The organism is Christiangramia sp. OXR-203, from assembly GCF_034372165.1.
GTDB lineage: Bacteria > Bacteroidota > Bacteroidia > Flavobacteriales > Flavobacteriaceae > Christiangramia.
Genome location: NZ_CP139698.1, coordinates 3,100,785 through 3,116,656, shown reverse-complemented (window position 1 = coordinate 3,116,656; position 15,872 = coordinate 3,100,785). Strand labels below are relative to the sequence as shown.

At 41.1% G+C, this 15,872-nt stretch carries 13 protein-coding genes and 1 tRNA gene; 3 read left to right on the top strand and 11 right to left on the bottom strand.

From position 1 onward, the window contains the following. Window positions 1-257: 257 nt before the first annotated feature. The 8 genes from T8I65_RS14365 to T8I65_RS14330 all read right to left on the bottom strand — a co-directional run bounded on the left by T8I65_RS14365 (window position 258) and on the right by T8I65_RS14330 (window position 10,146). On the bottom strand, window positions 258-1,175 hold the full coding sequence (locus T8I65_RS14365) for an AraC family transcriptional regulator (protein WP_322301241.1): 918 nt from the start codon (window positions 1,173-1,175) through the stop codon (window positions 258-260). 417 nt (window positions 1,176-1,592) lie between these two features. Next, window positions 1,593-2,045, bottom strand: a complete 453-nt coding sequence (locus T8I65_RS14360) for an SRPBCC domain-containing protein (RefSeq protein ID WP_322301240.1) — start codon at window positions 2,043-2,045, stop codon at window positions 1,593-1,595. Then, on the bottom strand, window positions 2,042-2,368 hold the full coding sequence (locus T8I65_RS14355; RefSeq protein WP_322301239.1) for a metalloregulator ArsR/SmtB family transcription factor: 327 nt from the start codon (window positions 2,366-2,368) through the stop codon (window positions 2,042-2,044). The genes T8I65_RS14360 and T8I65_RS14355 overlap by 4 nt, the downstream gene beginning before the upstream one ends. Before the next feature lie 442 nt (window positions 2,369-2,810). Next, window positions 2,811-4,040 (bottom strand): MFS transporter, encoded by a 1,230-nt coding sequence (locus T8I65_RS14350; RefSeq protein ID WP_322301238.1) that lies wholly within the window; start codon window positions 4,038-4,040, stop codon window positions 2,811-2,813. Between the two features lie 12 nt (window positions 4,041-4,052). Continuing rightward, on the bottom strand, window positions 4,053-7,151 hold the full coding sequence (locus tag T8I65_RS14345) for an efflux RND transporter permease subunit (RefSeq protein ID WP_322301237.1): 3,099 nt from the start codon (window positions 7,149-7,151) through the stop codon (window positions 4,053-4,055). 11 nt (window positions 7,152-7,162) lie between these two features. After that, entirely contained in the window at window positions 7,163-8,668 is a 1,506-nt protein-coding gene (locus T8I65_RS14340) for an efflux RND transporter periplasmic adaptor subunit (protein ID WP_322301236.1), read from the bottom strand. A 12-nt stretch (window positions 8,669-8,680) separates the two neighbouring features. Then, window positions 8,681-8,941: a hypothetical protein gene (locus tag T8I65_RS14335; protein WP_322301235.1), complete on the bottom strand. Its 261-nt coding sequence runs from the start codon at window positions 8,939-8,941 to the stop codon at window positions 8,681-8,683. Window positions 8,942-8,961: 20 nt separating this feature from the next. Beyond that, window positions 8,962-10,146: a TolC family protein gene (locus tag T8I65_RS14330; RefSeq protein WP_322301234.1), complete on the bottom strand. Its 1,185-nt coding sequence runs from the start codon at window positions 10,144-10,146 to the stop codon at window positions 8,962-8,964. A gap of 345 nt (window positions 10,147-10,491) precedes the next feature. Here T8I65_RS14330 and T8I65_RS14325 point away from each other — a divergent pair, with 345 nt between their 5' ends. Continuing rightward, the gene (locus T8I65_RS14325) at window positions 10,492-10,629 is read left to right on the top strand and encodes a hypothetical protein (RefSeq protein ID WP_322301233.1); all 138 of its coding nucleotides are present in this window, start codon (window positions 10,492-10,494) and stop codon (window positions 10,627-10,629) included. A 354-nt stretch (window positions 10,630-10,983) separates the two neighbouring features. Here T8I65_RS14325 and T8I65_RS14320 read toward each other — a convergent pair. Continuing rightward, a tRNA-Leu gene (locus T8I65_RS14320) sits at window positions 10,984-11,065 on the bottom strand. 357 nt (window positions 11,066-11,422) lie between these two features. Here T8I65_RS14320 and T8I65_RS14315 point away from each other — a divergent pair. Continuing rightward, window positions 11,423-12,814 carry a dipeptidase gene (locus T8I65_RS14315; protein ID WP_322301232.1) on the top strand — a complete coding sequence of 464 codons (1,392 nt, stop codon included), beginning with the start codon at window positions 11,423-11,425 and terminating at the stop codon, window positions 12,812-12,814. Between the two features lie 91 nt (window positions 12,815-12,905). Beyond that, a complete protein-coding gene (locus tag T8I65_RS14310) occupies window positions 12,906-14,984 on the top strand; it encodes a dipeptidyl-peptidase 3 family protein (RefSeq protein ID WP_322301231.1) in 2,079 nt (692 codons plus the stop codon). A 60-nt stretch (window positions 14,985-15,044) separates the two neighbouring features. On the opposite strand, the gene T8I65_RS14305 is transcribed toward T8I65_RS14310, so the two are convergent. Then, complete coding sequence (locus T8I65_RS14305) at window positions 15,045-15,275, bottom strand: VF530 family protein (RefSeq protein ID WP_322301230.1); 231 nt, start codon at window positions 15,273-15,275, stop codon at window positions 15,045-15,047. Between the two features lie 8 nt (window positions 15,276-15,283). Beyond that, the gene (locus T8I65_RS14300; protein WP_322301229.1) at window positions 15,284-15,859 is read right to left on the bottom strand and encodes a PhnA domain-containing protein; all 576 of its coding nucleotides are present in this window, start codon (window positions 15,857-15,859) and stop codon (window positions 15,284-15,286) included. Window positions 15,860-15,872: the final 13 nt, after the last annotated feature.

The window sequence follows — 15,872 nt, the reverse complement described above, 5'->3', positions numbered from 1 at the left end:
CCTTCCCAGCCTAAGCGGGAAGGGTTAGCGAAATGGAAAGCTGAAATTGGGGATTGTGTCCAAGATATTTGTAGTGAAGCTCTTTTCCCGAAGTGTAGTGGGTTCCTGATTTTTCAGCAGGAAACCGTGGAATGTAGGGGAATGTACTGAGTGGGTTTAGTACTAATTTATTCCATTCTAAAAAGCGATTAAATGAAAAAGCGATTTGATTTAGTATTCAAACCGCTATTGCCTATATACCAAGTTCTACAGCTTTTTCATTCAATTGGTATACAAAAATCTACTATGGCCTTTCTTTCTGGATGGTCATTAAAATTGTTATGATAAATCTCAAAAGGTTCTCTATCGGTTTTAGTGTATCCGTTTTCATTCATCCACAAGAACAAACCTGTCCAAGATTTCTCAAATTCATTTAATCCAATTTTAAACTTACCAACGATACACTTTCCGCTTTCTATTGAGGTTGTTCCAATTTCGCCTTTGGTTTCGGTAGGTTTGTCCAACAAAATACAGGCACTCATTCTTACTTTATCCGCTTGGGTAACTTTAAAACTGTCGTGGTAAATTGTTACCATTTTTGTTTGGTCATTCATCAGACCTTTAGGTGTTGCCCATTGCATCAGCTTTCCATAAGCTGTTTCGAGATTTTGAGATCCGATACTCGATACGTAAGCCAATTCCATTTTCGGCATTTCTTTGATTTCGATGTTTGCATTCATTTTTATCCATTTTTTAAGATTATCAATGATGCAAATGTATTTTTCGTAATCAGGATAGTCTTGTCCGTTCTTGCTTTCGAGTTGACGTATCTTGCTATGTCTGTTCGGGTTTTGCTTTTTAAATTCGGTCGGGCTTACACCGAAATATTTCTTGAAAGTTCGTGAAAAGGAAGAATTATCGCTAAATCCAAATTTATGAGCTAATTCCGTTGTAGTTATTTTCTTGTGCAACAAATCCAAAGATGATTTCTCAATTTTTCGCCTTGTTACATATTCATTTAGTGTTTCGCCTGTTACAAATTTGAAAATTCTATGGAAATGAAACGGTGAAAAAAAAGCTATCTCGGAAACAGTTTTTAGCGATAAGTCCGCATCCAAGTTTGCATCGATAAACTCAAAAACCCGGTTGATACGATTTCGATAATCTGCTTGTATTTGTTCTTCTGTTTCGGTCATTCGTCGAATGCTGTATAACGTGTTACACCTGTAACAAATATAATTTTATCCTATTACTTTATTTTAATTATAGCTTTTTCTTTTAAACAGAATGCGAAGCGGACTAAATCCACAAATTTAGCTCAGGAATGAAGTGTTCCTTCCCAACCCAAGCGGGAAGGGTTAGCGGAATGGAAAGCTAAAATTGGGGATTGTGTCCAAGATATTAGTAGTGAAGCTCTTTTCCCGAAGTGTAGTGGGTTCCTGATTTTTCAGCAGGAAACCGCGGAACGTAGGGGAATGTGCTGAGTGGATTGAGTAGTCAATTTGCTCACATTCTAGACTAATAAAATCAAAAAACGGCTTGAGTTCTTACTCAAACCGCTATTGCTTACACAAGTTGATTGTCACAGATATTTTTTTTAATTCTTCTATTGATTATTGTAAACTCTCCAACACCTTTTCCAATCGTTCGAAAGCGGAACCCCACCCATTATAGAATCCCATTTCCTTCTGTTGTTTGCAGTATTTAGGTGTTGAGTGGATAACACTGAAGGTGAATTTGGTTTTCTCTCCATCTTCCTCAAAATATGTTTGTAGTTCCACATCCTGTGTCATTGGTCTAAAATCCGCTGAAGTAATTATTTTTTTATACTCTACAATTTCTTTGTAAATGCCTTCTGAAATGAATTCGTTTCCATCTGGCATTGGCATCGCATATTTCCATTTTCCGCCAACCTTAAAATCGTGTTCAATCACTTTAATATCCATTCCGTTTGGTGCCCACCATTTTAAAATGTGTTCAGACTTGGTCCAAGCGTCCCAAACCAATTTTACGGGTGCATCAAATGTTTTTTCAATCGTTAGGGTTCTGTTTGCTAAATCACTCATTTTGTATCTTTTTTTGTTTGTATTTTATTAAGGTAGTTTTCAAAAGAATCTATTCTGTCCTCCCATAATTTGTTGTATTGTTTAATCCATAAAAAAACGGGAATTAATTCTTGTGGTTGAATAGAGCAAAAGCGTGTCCTGCCAATCTGCTCATAATTGATTATTCCGCATTCATTTAAAATTTTCAAGTGTTTGGAAATAGCTGGTCTGCTTATTTCAAATTTTTTAGCAACATCATTTACGCTTAGTGGCTCTTTAGCGAGTAGTTCAATGATATCACGCCTTACTGGGTCTGCAATTGCTTGAAATACATCTCTTCTCATAATTAACGTAACTGTTCGGTTACAAATATATGTGTAATCATTTGATTACGCAAATTAATATAAAAAGAAAATGAATTTAGGTGACCTTCCCAGCCCAGTAGGAAGGGTGAGCGGAATGGAAAGCTAAAATTGGGGAATGTGTCCAAGATAGTTGTAGTGAAGCTCTTTACCCGCAATGAAGGGAAACGGAATGTAGGGGAATGTGCTGAGCGGTCTAATAAAAAAAGCCTTCCTAAAAATAAGAAGGCTTTATTCGTCAGAACCACTAAAGGATTACTCCTGTTTTTGTATTACCAATTGATACACAAAAGGGATGACAATCAAATTCAGAATGGTTGCTTAAAGTAAACCACACAGAATCACAACGGCCAATGGGCTTTTAATTTTTCTATCGGTTCTGCTATTCACGGCACGTAAAAATTGAATATTATGCCCGCCACATTTACACTATTCCATTTCTTTTTTTCGGTCTCAAAAACAAAAAGACAACCACTAACAATAACAGGGTGAGGATTCCCCCATAGAGGAAGTATTTGTTTGGAAAAGCAGTCCCCAAATAACCTGCCACCGGGTATGCAAACGCCCACCATAAATGTGAAAAAGCAAAATGAGACCCGTACACCTTTCCCTGTTCCTCATCGGGAATGTTCTCACCTATGAGTGTTTCTGAGGGTATTTCTGCCAGACTTTGTCCTAAACCTGCAAATACCCAAAACACCAATAGCAACGGAAAAGACAGATAATTGGCAGCACTTATCGCAAGCCCAAGTACTAAAGCGCCTAACATTAAGGATACTTGCCTGGATTTGGTCTTATCCAAAGCTCCGGATACGAATGCCGCAATGGCGGCACCTACACCAAACGCCGCCATAACCCAGCCATATTCCTTATCGGTCAGGTTCAAACCGCTCTTAATGAGAACAATGGTGTTCACTAAAATGAAAGCTCCGGCCATCGCCGATACGAGTTCTATAAAAAGAGCGAAACGTACATATTTGTTTTGAAACAAAAGTTTTATGCCCTTAGTAACGTCCTGCCATTTAAAAGGGTGTTTTTTCCGTACATCCGTATGATTAGGCCTTGAAAAGCTCTTTGGTAAGGTTACGAGCATAATACCTGCGATGATAAATGTAACCGCATCGACAAAGAATATTTCACGGGCTCCAAACCATACCGCTAAAATCCCTGCCAAACCTGGCCCCAAAACACCTAATACCTGATACGTGGCAGCTGATAAGCCGATGGCTTGCCGGTACAATTTTTTATCCACCACTTGTGGAATTACGGAACGGTATGTAGGACTGAAAAAGGCATTAAAAACATTCATCAGGAACACCAGCGGATAAATTTGCCATTCGGCGTTTATGAAGGGTAACAGACCAACAAGCGCCATCCTTATAAAATGGGTTATATATAGTATTTTCTTTCGAGCTATCCTGTCTGCCAATACGCCAGCAAAAGGCGAAAAAATTATAAATGCCGTTACACGTAAAGTAAGGGCCGTGGCCAATATAGCCGCAGCCCTTTCCTCTCCAAACTGATAAGACAATAAAGCTAAGCCCACCCAAGTAATGGCATCACCCAATAAACTGATGGTTTGCGCCACATATAGTTTTGCAAAAACTTTATTGCGAAGTGCCTGGAAGGGTTCTATCAGATTTGTCAAGTTCATTTCAGTAATAAATTAAATTTTGCCGGTAGCATCCGTTTTGCGAACTACCAATTGATACACACAAGGAATCACAATCAAATTCAAAATGGTTGCAGAAAGCAACCCACCCAAAATGACCACCGCCATCGGGCTTTGAATTTCACTTCCAGGCTGCCCGCCTTTTAGCGCAAGCGGAATCAATGCCAATCCTGTGGTAAAGGCGGTCATTAAGATAGGGTTCAATCTATCCAAAGCACCGGCTTTAATCAGTTCTATATCCGTCTTACCTTCCTCTCGCAAATCTTCGTAACGAGAAACCAAAAGGATACCGTTTCTGGTGGCGATACCAAAGAGACTGATAAATCCTATGGTTGCCGCAATGCTTACGATTCCTGATGTGAAATACACAATGAGAATACCACCAATCAATGCCAAGGGAAGATTAATGAGCACTACAAAGGCCAATTTTACATTTTTGAACTCATAATAAAGTAACAGGAATATGACACCGATTGCCAAAATAGCGGTAATCAACAACAGTTGTGAGGCTTTGGATTCGCTTTCAAACTGTCCACCGTATTGCACACGGTAACCCTCGGGAAAATCGATGGTGGAATTTACCACTTCCTCAATCTCATTCACGGCACTTCGCAAATCCCTACCCTGAACATTGGCCGCCACCACAATCTTTCGTTGGACATCTTCACGGCTTATGGTATTTGGACTGCTGACCGATTGAATCATCGCAAGTTCGCCCAAAACGGTCTGCCCACCATTTGGCAGGCTAATCAAGGCGTTTTTAAAGTTTTCCACGTTGTCACGAAAGGGTTTTTCATAGCGTACCACCAAATCGAAATAGCGCTGTCCTTCATAAATTTCGCCTGCTTCTTCGCCTGCAAACGCAATATCCACCTGTTCCATTAAGTCGCCGACGGTCATACCATACGCTGACAAAATGGGACGTTTCGGTTTGATACGAATTTGTGGGACTTCAATTTGTTGGTCAACTGCCACATCTGCCAAGCCATCGATGGATTTGATATTCTGTTCTACCTGTTTTCCCAACTCGAACAATCGTTGTAAATCCGAACCAAAAATCTTGATGGCGATATTGGCTCGTGTTCCGGATAGCATATGGTCGATACGGTGCGCAATGGGTTGGCCAAGCGTGATATTTACGCCAGGAACGACACTCAACTTGGTTCGGACTTCCTCAAAAAATTCTTCTTTTGATTTGTCCTCCAAAGTAAACGGCACATCGATTTCGGCTGCGTTTACGCCTTGGGCGTGTTCGTCCAATTCGGCTCGTCCCGTTCTTCGGGTTACCACATCGACCTCCGGCATCTCCAGCAGTAGATTTTCTATTTGCTTGCCTGCCTTATTGCTTTCTTCCAGCGACATTCCCGGTGGTCCAACCACGGCTATTACCAGCGAACCTTCATTGAATTCGGGTAAAAAACTTCGTCCCAATTGGGTTGCCACGACCAAACTCAGCAGGAATGCAACGACCGTTACCGCAATCACGGTTTTTGGCATTTTAATAACCCTATCTAAAGTGGAAGCATAGTGTTTTTGCAACCATTGTTCTACTTTGGTGCCTTCGGCCTGTTTTTTGAGCAGTTTTTCCTTGTTCAATAAATATGAGCACAATACGGGTGTCACTGTCACGGCCACGACCAATGAGGTCAATACAGAGGTTACAAAGGCAATCCCGAGAGGTTGCAACAATCGACCTTCCATTCCGCTTAAAAAGAACAAAGGAACAAAAGACACAATGATGATTAATGTCGCAATAATGATGGAACTCCTGATTTCCACCGAAGCATCGCGAACGACCGTAATCATCGATTTGCGCTCTGCTTTTGGCAGTTGGCTGTTTTCGCGCAAGCGTTTATAGACATTTTCCACATCGATAATGGCATCATCGACCAATGCGCCAATTGCAATTGCCATACCGCCCAGGCTCATCGTGTTGATGGTATAGCCCAGCCATTGCAAAATAATTATAGAGACCAACAGGGATATGGGAATGGCCAATAACGAAATGACCGTGGTGCGCCAGTTCATCAAAAAGATAAACAAGACTATTACGACAAAGAATGCCCCTTCCATTAACGTCCAATTCAAGTTGCTGATGGACGCATTGATGAAATCCGACGACCTGAAGATTTGACTTTTGATTTCTACGGTTTCTGGTAAGGTCCTTTCTAAATCGGCAATGGCGACGTCCAAATCTTCGGTCAATTTGAGGGTATTGACATCGGGCTGTTTTGAAATGGTAAGGATAACTGATTTATTGCCGTTCAATGAACCATCTCCGATTTTATCGGACGCACCGATTTGAACCGTCGCCACATCCTTGACTTTGATGGTCTGCCCATTGATTTGTTTTACCACGGCTTCCTGTAAGTCCTCCAAAACGTAGGCCCTACCGCTTCCTTTAATGATGTATTGATTTCCGTATTGGTTCACAATACCACCTGGTGCGTTTACATTGGCTTCCTTTACGTGCTCTACCAATTCTTGCAAGCTCACATTGTAGTGCTTCAATTTTTCAGGATTGGCAAATACCTGATACTGCTTGTAGTCACCACCTATGACCACCACGTTGGCAATGCCACCAATGGCTTTGACGCGCGGGCGGATAGTCCAATCGGACAGCGTTCGCAATTCCATAGGCGACAGACTATCGGACGTTACGCCCAATAGCATAATCTCTCCCATAATGGATGAAATGGGTGCCATTGTGGGCGCACCAATACCCTCGGGCAAATTTTCACGTACCATTGGTATGCGCTCGCTCACAATCTGGCGAGCTCTGTAGATGTCCGTTCCCCATTCAAATTCTACCCAAACAATGGAAATCCCTGCGGCGGATGACGAGCGGATACGCCTTACATTGGGCGACCCGTTCATAGCGGTTTCCAATTGGTAGGTCACCAATTTTTCCACTTCTTCCGATTCCATCCCGTGGGCTTCGGTCAAAATGGTTACGGTTGGTGCTGTCAAGTCTGGGAACACATCTACGTTCATTGTTTTGGCGTAGTAAATTCCCAATACGCTCAATACCACTGCTCCCAACAAAATCATCAAACGATTATGAAGGGAAAATTCTAATATTTTAGTTAACATAATTCTCCTTTTTAGTGGTCGTGTCCGTGTGCCGGTGTGGTACCGGACATTGATGCCATTTTTACCTGATAGGCTCCTGTAGTGACTACCACATCGCCAACTTCCAAGCCTTTTAAGACTTCCACGTTTTTACCGTTGCGCTTCCCGATGGTTATGGGTCGTCTTTCAAAACTTTCGCCACCGAGTTGCAGAACTACCGAGTAATTCCCATAATCTTCTAAAAGTGCCGACTCGGGTACCAGGGTTGTTTGCTCTCCATCGCCCATTGCAATCTGAACCTGGGTCAAGCTGCCGTCGGGAACATTGATAACATCGTTGACCTTGGCAAAGACGGATATCAACGGATTCTCCCTTTCTACATCCTTTGAAATGGACAATATTTCGCCCTCGGAATCTGAAATGTTTTTCCAATCACCTGTTTCAGTCTGGTACCACATCCCCTTGATGTTTTGCATCGTCAGGCCATAGGTGGGTGCCACCTGTGATTTCAACACTTTGGACTCATCAGTAGCTACACTTATCAAGACAGCGCCTTGGTCCACATAGTCACCATTGGATACATTCACGGTTCTGATAAAACCATTAAAGGGTGCACGGATTTGCTTGCTACCACCCGAAACGCCCGAAGCGATGGACTGATATTGTGATTTGGCAATCGCATAGTTGCTCTGTACTTTTTCAAACTCTGACTTTGGAATGATTTTGCTTTCGTAGAGTTCCTTTTTTCGGTTGTATTCTGATTGGGCCTGTTCAAATTTCGCTTTCGCGGAAGCGACCTCGGCACTCAAATTATTGTTCGCCAATCCCTGACTGCTCACGTTCAACAACAATTGGTTTTGTTTCACTTCCATCCCTTCGGTCAGGTTGGTCGCGGTAAAATTGACCGTCCCATTGGCCGTGGCGACCATCGTTTTTACAGAACCTTGAGCAGGTTTCCAAACACCCGATGAAGTGATGACATCGTAAATTTCCCCTTTTGTGGCCTGCGCCGTTTGGAAATCGATTTTCCAGGCCTGTTCCTTTAAAAAGGAAATGGGTGCCTCTTCTCCAGCATTGCCTATCGCTTTTTGGGCTTCCTCCAAATTGGGATAGACCATCACGTCTTTAATCACGATGTTGTCGCTGTATTGCGGTGTGGAAAGGTCGAAAACCAATTGGTGTACACCCGCTTCCTTCGGCTGAATGGTGGGTGAAAAAATTCCTGGGGAAGAAGGGGCATCTGCTGTGGTTCGCAAACCTTTGTCTCCTTTTATCAAGCTGACCGTTACCGAGCCTTCGCGTACGGGTTGGTGGTTGTCCAAAACTGTAAAGTGAGCGGCAAATCTGCTGGGTTGCCCGACAATCAATGCCGGGAACTCAACAAAGAGTTCGGTATTGTCCGTCCACAATGTATAATCCAATCTCGGGGTCTCCTCGCCTACGTGGCTCCCGTCAGCATTGTGGACGTGTTCATCTTCGTGATTCTGTTTACAAGCTACTGCCATAAAGGCAAGCACAATTATTAAATACTTTTTCATCTTTTTCTTTTATTAATGTTGGTGTCCGTCATTATCGTTGGAATGGCCGTGGTCGTCATCGTGACTATGGCCGTGTTCTTGCTTTTGAAGGGTGTCCTGACCTACCATAAATTCTTCCTGCTTCAAATCTTCCTGTTCCATATGAGAGCCGTCCGGGTTATGCTCGTGACCGTGGTCATCTTGTGCTTCTTCCTTTTTTGTTTCCCGGCATCCCGTAAGGCTGATTGCCGCTATTACTATAAGTGCTATTAGTATTTTTGATAAATGTTTCATCTTTTTAATTTTTAAAATTGTTATAACTGATGTATTAATAATTGTGCTTGTAAAAGCTGTAACTGTTTTTCCATTTGCAACATTCTATCGGTTGCGTCCCGATAGAATTGCACTTCCATATAGTATTCCAAAAACGAGTATTCTCCCAAGCTGTAGGCTTTAAAGAGCAAATCTTCACTATTTAGGGTTTCTATGGTGTCCTGATATTCCGTGTACTTGTTTAGCAACAATTGATACTGATTGTACTCTTGTTGTAATTTGGCATATAGCATTTGTTGTTCAACTTGTGTGTTGGACTGCTGGTATTCGTAATTGGCTTGTGCCGCTTTTACCCTGTTTTTACTGTTCCATAAAGGAATGGTCAACCCTCCATAAACACCCGAATAGTTGTTGCCGTTGACCCCTTGGTAATTGTAACCCAATGAAAGGTCCGGCAGTAGTTTGTTTTTTTCCAACTGGACGTTTTGCTGTGCCGCGGCTTCATAAGCTTTTAGCTCCAAAAGCTTGGGGTCTTTGGCCAATTTCTCATTCCATAAATCGGCTACGGTTTGTATTTGAAATGGAATATTGAATTGCAGATTGTCCAACCCAAGCGGTTGATTTCCATTCAAAGCCTGCAAAGCCGTTCTTTGATTTTGGATTTCCGCTTCCAGTTGTTCCACCACAAATTGCTCCTGAATCCAAGCTACTTTAGATTTGTTGAGGTCTAAAATGCCGACTTGCTCTCTGTTAAAAAGTTCTTGCATTTGTTCATACACCTCTTGGCTTTGTTTCTTTCGTTCATCTTCAATGGTTTTTCGCTTTTGAAGTATAAAGAGTTCTATAAGCCCTTTTTTTGCCTTTAGCAGTATTTCTTGGCGTTTTTCGCCATAGGCTGCCTGCAACTGTTCTGCTCTTAGGTTGTTCCACTTGTTACGGGCTGCATATACCGAAGGAAATTCAAAGGATTGTGATATTTCAAACTCGGTGTAGTCATCGGTTTGATGGTCGCCAAAAGGCAGATAGTATCCTGAAAGCTGTGGGTCGGGCAGATTGTTGCCACTCTTGTTTTGAAGCTTTTGGCCATCGATAAGAGATTGATAGGCCTTCAGCTCTATATTGTTCTGTTCTATTTCGTTGAGTAGCTCCCCTATATTTTTATCTTGTGAGAAACCGACAACATAGAACAGGCATCCGCATATCGCGGACACGATGTATGTATTCATTGTTTGAAAATTTAGGTTTAATCTTGCCTGATAAGAGACAGGCCTGAAATTCAATAGGATTTCTACCTAATAGATAGATAATCCCAAACGATTAACCTAAAGATGGTGGCCCCCGTAAATCGAGGGATGATAGGAAGGGATTAAAATATTGTTTGGGCGGGTGATAAAGCGGCGGGTCGTTGTTTCGCCTCTTATCAATAAAATATAGTTCTTGAAAACAAGGATAGGTTTTTACAACATTCTCATTCGTATCGGTACGGTGTTCAACGATTTGTCTTTCGACAATAATATCGGTTGAAACCGAGGAATGGACGTGCATATCCATAAAGAACCCGAAAAAGCCATATGGTGATTCTTCGTCTTCGTGCGAACCTTTATCGTGATGGTGGTGTTCGCCCGTATGGGCAACATCCGAATGGGAATGGGAATGCGAATCCTGATGCTGATGATGCAGATGCGGAAATGCTTGATGTAGCACCATAAGGCCAAACAGACCCAAGAAGAAAACTGCTGCTATTTTATTTGCTTTTTGCATCGATTGCAAATATACAAATATTCTGAAAATGTTAAATTTTTAGCTTCAGTCTTTTCTAATACAAAATATACCAACCGCCTAAGATATATTGGGTAATACAAAACCGAAAATCAAATCATTCATATTTTAAAATTTATGAAATGCAGGATAAGATAATAGCATTTAAAATGAAATGATATTGAACGTGCTTAAAACAAATTTTGAGTCAAAAAAATGGAAAATGTTGTACCTATGTTGTACCCGAGCAATATTTAGGTTGAATTTTGAAATAAAAAAGCCGAAGATTTCTCTTCGGCTTTTCGTGCGGGTGAAGGGACTCGAACCCCCACACCTTGCGGCATCAGATCCTAAGTCTGACGTGTCTACCAATTCCACCACACCCGCATAAAGTGCAAATTAACACTTTTTATTTGGATAAATCCTAAGTCTAGCGTGTCTACCAATTCCACCACGCCCGCAATTTAAAGTTTCACAACACTTAGGACTCGTTGTGATTCCCTGCTTAATTACTTAAGCGGGTGCAAATATAAAGATAAGTTTCAATTTTCAAACAGTCTTCCAGAAAAAAATTAAAAAAATTTCAGCTAAAATTTAGTGACTACAACTAAGTTTCTGATTTTCAGTAAAGATCAATTTCAATGATTTTCAGAAAAATTAATTTTCTTATGAAAACACTAAGAGCTTTGAGACCAACTTTCCGCCGACTTCTTTATAACTTTACGCAAACCTGAAAATTAGTACATGGATTCTATAAAATCATACCTCGAAGAACATAAAGACAGATTTGTCGATGAATTAAAGGAATTATTGAAAATTCCTTCGATATCTGCAGATGCAAATTACAAGGAAGACATGCTGAAGGCTGCGGAAGCTGTGAAGCAAAGTCTACTGGATGCTGGTTGTGATACTGCAGAAGTTGCACCAACTCCAGGTCATCCTGTCGTATATGCTGAAAAGATCATTAACAAAGATCTTCCAACGGTGCTTGTATATGGGCATTACGATGTACAGCCACCAGATCCATTGGATCTATGGAATTCTCCGCCTTTTGAACCTGTTGTGCAAAAAACCGCTATTCATCCTGAAGGGGCAATTTTCGCTCGCGGTGCATGTGATGATAAAGGACAGATGTATATGCATGTAAAAGCCATGGAATACATGACCAAAAATGATGAATTGCCATGTAATGTGAAATTCATGATCGAAGGTGAGGAGGAAGTAGGAAGTGAGCACCTGGATTGGTATATTAAGGAGAACAAGGAGAAACTTCAGAATGATGTGATCCTGATCTCTGATACCGGAATGATCTCCAAAGACACCCCATCTATCACAACCGGTCTACGCGGACTATCTTACGTAGAAGTGGAAGTGACCGGAGCGAACCGGGATCTGCATTCTGGCCTTTACGGTGGTGCGGTAGCAAATCCTCTGAAAGTCTTAAGTGAAATGATCTCCAAACTTACGGACGATAATAATCATATTACCATTCCAGGCTTCTATGATAATGTAGAAAATCTTAGTGATGAGGAACGCTCGAAAATGGCAGAAGCACCTTTCAGTATTGAGGAGTATAAGGAAAAGCTGGATATCAGGGATGTTCATGGAGAGGAAGGATATTCTACGCTGGAGAGAGGTTCTATCAGGCCAACTCTCGACGTAAATGGAATGTGGGGTGGTTATATAGGTGAAGGAGCCAAAACAGTACTTCCATCGAAGGCTTACGCAAAAATATCCATGCGACTGGTTCCTAATCAGGATCACAAAGAAATTACCGAATTGTTCACAAAACACTTTGAAAGTCTGGCACCAGATAGTGTTCGAGTGAAAGTGAAACCTCACCATGGCGGCTATCCATATGTAACTCCAATAGACACGATAGGTTACCAGGCGGCCAGTGCAGCCTATGAGGAGACTTTCGGAAAAACGCCAATCCCGCAGAGAAGTGGGGGAAGTATTCCCATTGTATCCCTGTTTGAAAAAGAACTGGATAGTAAGATCATCCTGATGGGCTTTGGTCTGGATACAGATGCGATCCATTCTCCTAACGAGCATTTCGGAATATGGAATTATCTAAAAGGTATTGAAACCATCCCATGGTTTTACAAACATTTTACTGAAATGAGTAAAAAATAGAGAATATATCAATATTTCTATATAACGGGGGATCAGGTTCGCAGAATTTGATTCCCCGTTTTAGTATATTTGCCGCACTAAAATTATTTTCATGAATAAAATATTAAGTACCTGCCTTCTAGCATCGGCATTGACTTTCGTTTCCTGTAATGAGGACAAGAAAAATGCAGATAAGGATGAGCAGCAGGAGATCGCGATGAACTCAGATTTTGAGGTAAACGTAGATGAATTTGCAGATATTAAAGTACTGCGCTACCAGATCCCGGGTTGGGAAAACTTAAGTCTGAAAGAGCAGAAATTAGTCTATTATCTTACCCAGGCTGGACTTGCCGGTAGAGATATTATGTGGGACCAGAATTACCGTCATAACCTGGAAATTCGTGAAGCCCTAGAAAATATTTATACAAACTATGAAGGCGACCAGTCTTCAGAAGAATGGAGTTCATTTGAAACTTACCTCAAAAGAGTATGGTTCTCGAACGGGATTCACCATCATTATTCCAATGCGAAGATCAAACCTGAATTCAGTAAGGAATATTTTGATACGCTCTTAAAAGAAAGCAATACCGAACTTACAGGTGAAGCTTACGAAGTAATCTTCAATGATAAGGATGCGAAAAAGGTAAATCTTAATGAAGCTGATGGTTTACTGGAAGGTTCTGCCATCAATTTCTATGGTCCTGATGTAACTGCTGCGGAAGTGGATGCATTCTACGCCAAAAAGAAATCTCCAAATCCTGATAAACCACTTTCTTACGGACTTAATTCCAAGCTTGTAAAGGAGAATGGGAAACTGGTAGAGAAAGTTTATAAGAGTGGCGGACTTTACGGCGAAGCGATCGATGAGATCATTAAATGGCTGGAAAAAGCAAAAGCTATTGCCGAAAATGAAAAGCAGGCAAATGCTTTAGGTCTTTTAATTGATTACTACACTACCGGAGACCTGAAAACCTGGGATGATTACAACGTTGCCTGGGTAGAAGCTACAGAAGGTAATATTGACTATATCAACAGTTTTATAGAAGTTTATAATGATCCAAAAGGTTACAGAGGATCTTATGAAAATATCGTTCAGATCAAGGATTTCGATATGTCTAAAAAGATGAGCGTTCTTGAGAATGAAGTGCAGTGGTTCGAGGATAACTCGCCAATTATGGATGAGCATAAAAAAGATTCTGTAGTAGGGGTAACTTACAAAACCGTGATCGTTGCTGGTGAAGCAGGTGATGCATCTCCAAGTACGCCAATTGGTGTAAACCTTCCAAATGCGAACTGGATTCGTAAAGAGCATGGAAGTAAATCTGTTTCTTTAGGAAACATCATTTCTGCTTACGAAAGTGCTGGTGGATCAGATAAACTGAAGGAATTTGCACATGATGAAGAAGAAGTACAACTTTCTGAACAATACGGGAAAGAGGCAGATAAGCTACATACTGCATTGCACGAAGTAGTTGGTCACGCTTCAGGACAAATGAATGCTGGTGTTGGAGAAACCAAGGAAACTCTAAAGAACTATGCATCTACACTTGAAGAAGGTCGTGCAGATCTTGTAGGTCTTTATTACCTGATGGACCCAAAACTGGAAGAACTTGGACTTACCGATGATTCTGAAAAACTGGGGAAAGCTGCTTACAACGATTATATTCGTAATGGATTGATGACTCAGTTAGTAAGAATTGAGCCGGGTCAGGATATTGAAGAAGCTCATATGCGTAACAGGCAATGGGTGAGTAAATGGGTTTACGAAAAAGGTCAGGAAGAAGGAGTTATTGAAAAAGTTGAAAAAGATGGTAAGATCTATTTCGATATCAAGGACTACCAGAAGCTACGTTCCCTTTTCGGAGACCTGCTTAAGGAAACTCAGAGAATCAAGTCTGAAGGTGATTTCCAGGCGGCAAAAGACCTGGTAGAAAACTACGGTGTAAAGGTAGATCAGGATATTCACAAACAGGTATTGGACAGAAACTCCAAATTCAAATCGGCTCCATATAGTGGATTCGTGAATCCTGTTTTGGTTGCTGAAATGGATGAGAATGATGAAATCATTTCGATCAAAGTAACTCAGCCAAGATCTTTCGAAGAGCAGATGCTTGATTATTCTGAAAACTATAGTTTCTTAACTGAAAAGAAAGAAAAAGAAGAAAAAGAAGTTGCTAAAACTGAAGAGTAGTCAGTAGCAGAATTATAGAAAAAAAGCGGCCAACTGGCCGCTTTTTTTGTGAGTATATTTCTATTTGAAGTTTGTCTTAAGATACAAACGCTCCACTTTTTCTCTTGCCCAGAGTTCCTTCCGAAGAAATTTTAAGCTAGACTTTTTTGTTGGATTGGATTTAAAGCAATTGATATTAATCCTTTCTGCAAGCCCGTCCCATCCATAATGATCATGCAGGTCATCTAAGATATCTGCAAGTTTGACACCGTGTAAAGGATTATTTGGCTGTGTGTTCTTTTTATTTTCCATAGGCGTGATCAGATTTTCTTTACGAACTTGGTTAGTAAAACGATCTGCTGGCCTTCCACTTTACCTTCAATTTGCTCAGCATTATCGTGAACCAAGGATATTCTTCGAACTGCAGTTCCTCTTTTTGCGGTAAGACTGCTGCCCTTTACATTCAGATCTTTGATCAAAACAACGCTGTCTCCTGCTTCCAGCACCACCCCATTGCTATCTTTATGAACCAGTTGAATATCAGATTCCTCAGTCTGTATACCTGCTTTAGCCCAGTTCTTGAACTCATCTTCCATATACATCATATCAAGTAAGTCCTGCGGCCAGCCTTCAGATTTAAGTCTGTTCAACATTCTCCACGAAATGACCTGTACGGCAGGAATGGTACTCCACATACTGTCGTTAAGACAACGCCAGTGATTTGGTTCTACTTTTTCAGGATCTTCTATTTGAGACTCACAGTTCTGGCAGATCAAAATCTCTGCTTCCTGGTCCTCTGGAGCTTCATAAACTGTATATAAATTCAGGTGTTCGGTTTGTCCGCACAATTCACAGGTGGAATCACTGCGTTCTCTTAATTTATCTTCAGAAATCATTTATTTGAACATT

Excerpts from the sequence above, each read along its gene's own strand:
- T8I65_RS14365 (WP_322301241.1), bottom strand. The coding sequence starts at position 1,175 with ATGACCGAAACAGAAGAACAAATACAAGCAGATTATCGAAATCGTATC.
- T8I65_RS14360 (WP_322301240.1), bottom strand. The coding sequence starts at position 2,045 with ATGAGTGATTTAGCAAACAGAACCCTAACGATTGAAAAAACATTTGAT.
- T8I65_RS14355 (WP_322301239.1), bottom strand. The coding sequence starts at position 2,368 with ATGAGAAGAGATGTATTTCAAGCAATTGCAGACCCAGTAAGGCGTGAT.
- T8I65_RS14350 (WP_322301238.1), bottom strand. The coding sequence starts at position 4,040 with ATGAACTTGACAAATCTGATAGAACCCTTCCAGGCACTTCGCAATAAA.
- T8I65_RS14345 (WP_322301237.1), bottom strand. The coding sequence starts at position 7,151 with ATGTTAACTAAAATATTAGAATTTTCCCTTCATAATCGTTTGATGATT.
- T8I65_RS14340 (WP_322301236.1), bottom strand. The coding sequence starts at position 8,668 with ATGAAAAAGTATTTAATAATTGTGCTTGCCTTTATGGCAGTAGCTTGT.
- T8I65_RS14335 (WP_322301235.1), bottom strand. The coding sequence starts at position 8,941 with ATGAAACATTTATCAAAAATACTAATAGCACTTATAGTAATAGCGGCA.
- T8I65_RS14330 (WP_322301234.1), bottom strand. The coding sequence starts at position 10,146 with ATGAATACATACATCGTGTCCGCGATATGCGGATGCCTGTTCTATGTT.
- T8I65_RS14325 (WP_322301233.1), top strand. The coding sequence starts at position 10,492 with ATGGTGATTCTTCGTCTTCGTGCGAACCTTTATCGTGATGGTGGTGTT.
- T8I65_RS14315 (WP_322301232.1), top strand. The coding sequence starts at position 11,423 with ATGGATTCTATAAAATCATACCTCGAAGAACATAAAGACAGATTTGTC.
- T8I65_RS14310 (WP_322301231.1), top strand. The coding sequence starts at position 12,906 with ATGAATAAAATATTAAGTACCTGCCTTCTAGCATCGGCATTGACTTTC.
- T8I65_RS14305 (WP_322301230.1), bottom strand. The coding sequence starts at position 15,275 with ATGGAAAATAAAAAGAACACACAGCCAAATAATCCTTTACACGGTGTC.
- T8I65_RS14300 (WP_322301229.1), bottom strand. The coding sequence starts at position 15,859 with ATGATTTCTGAAGATAAATTAAGAGAACGCAGTGATTCCACCTGTGAA.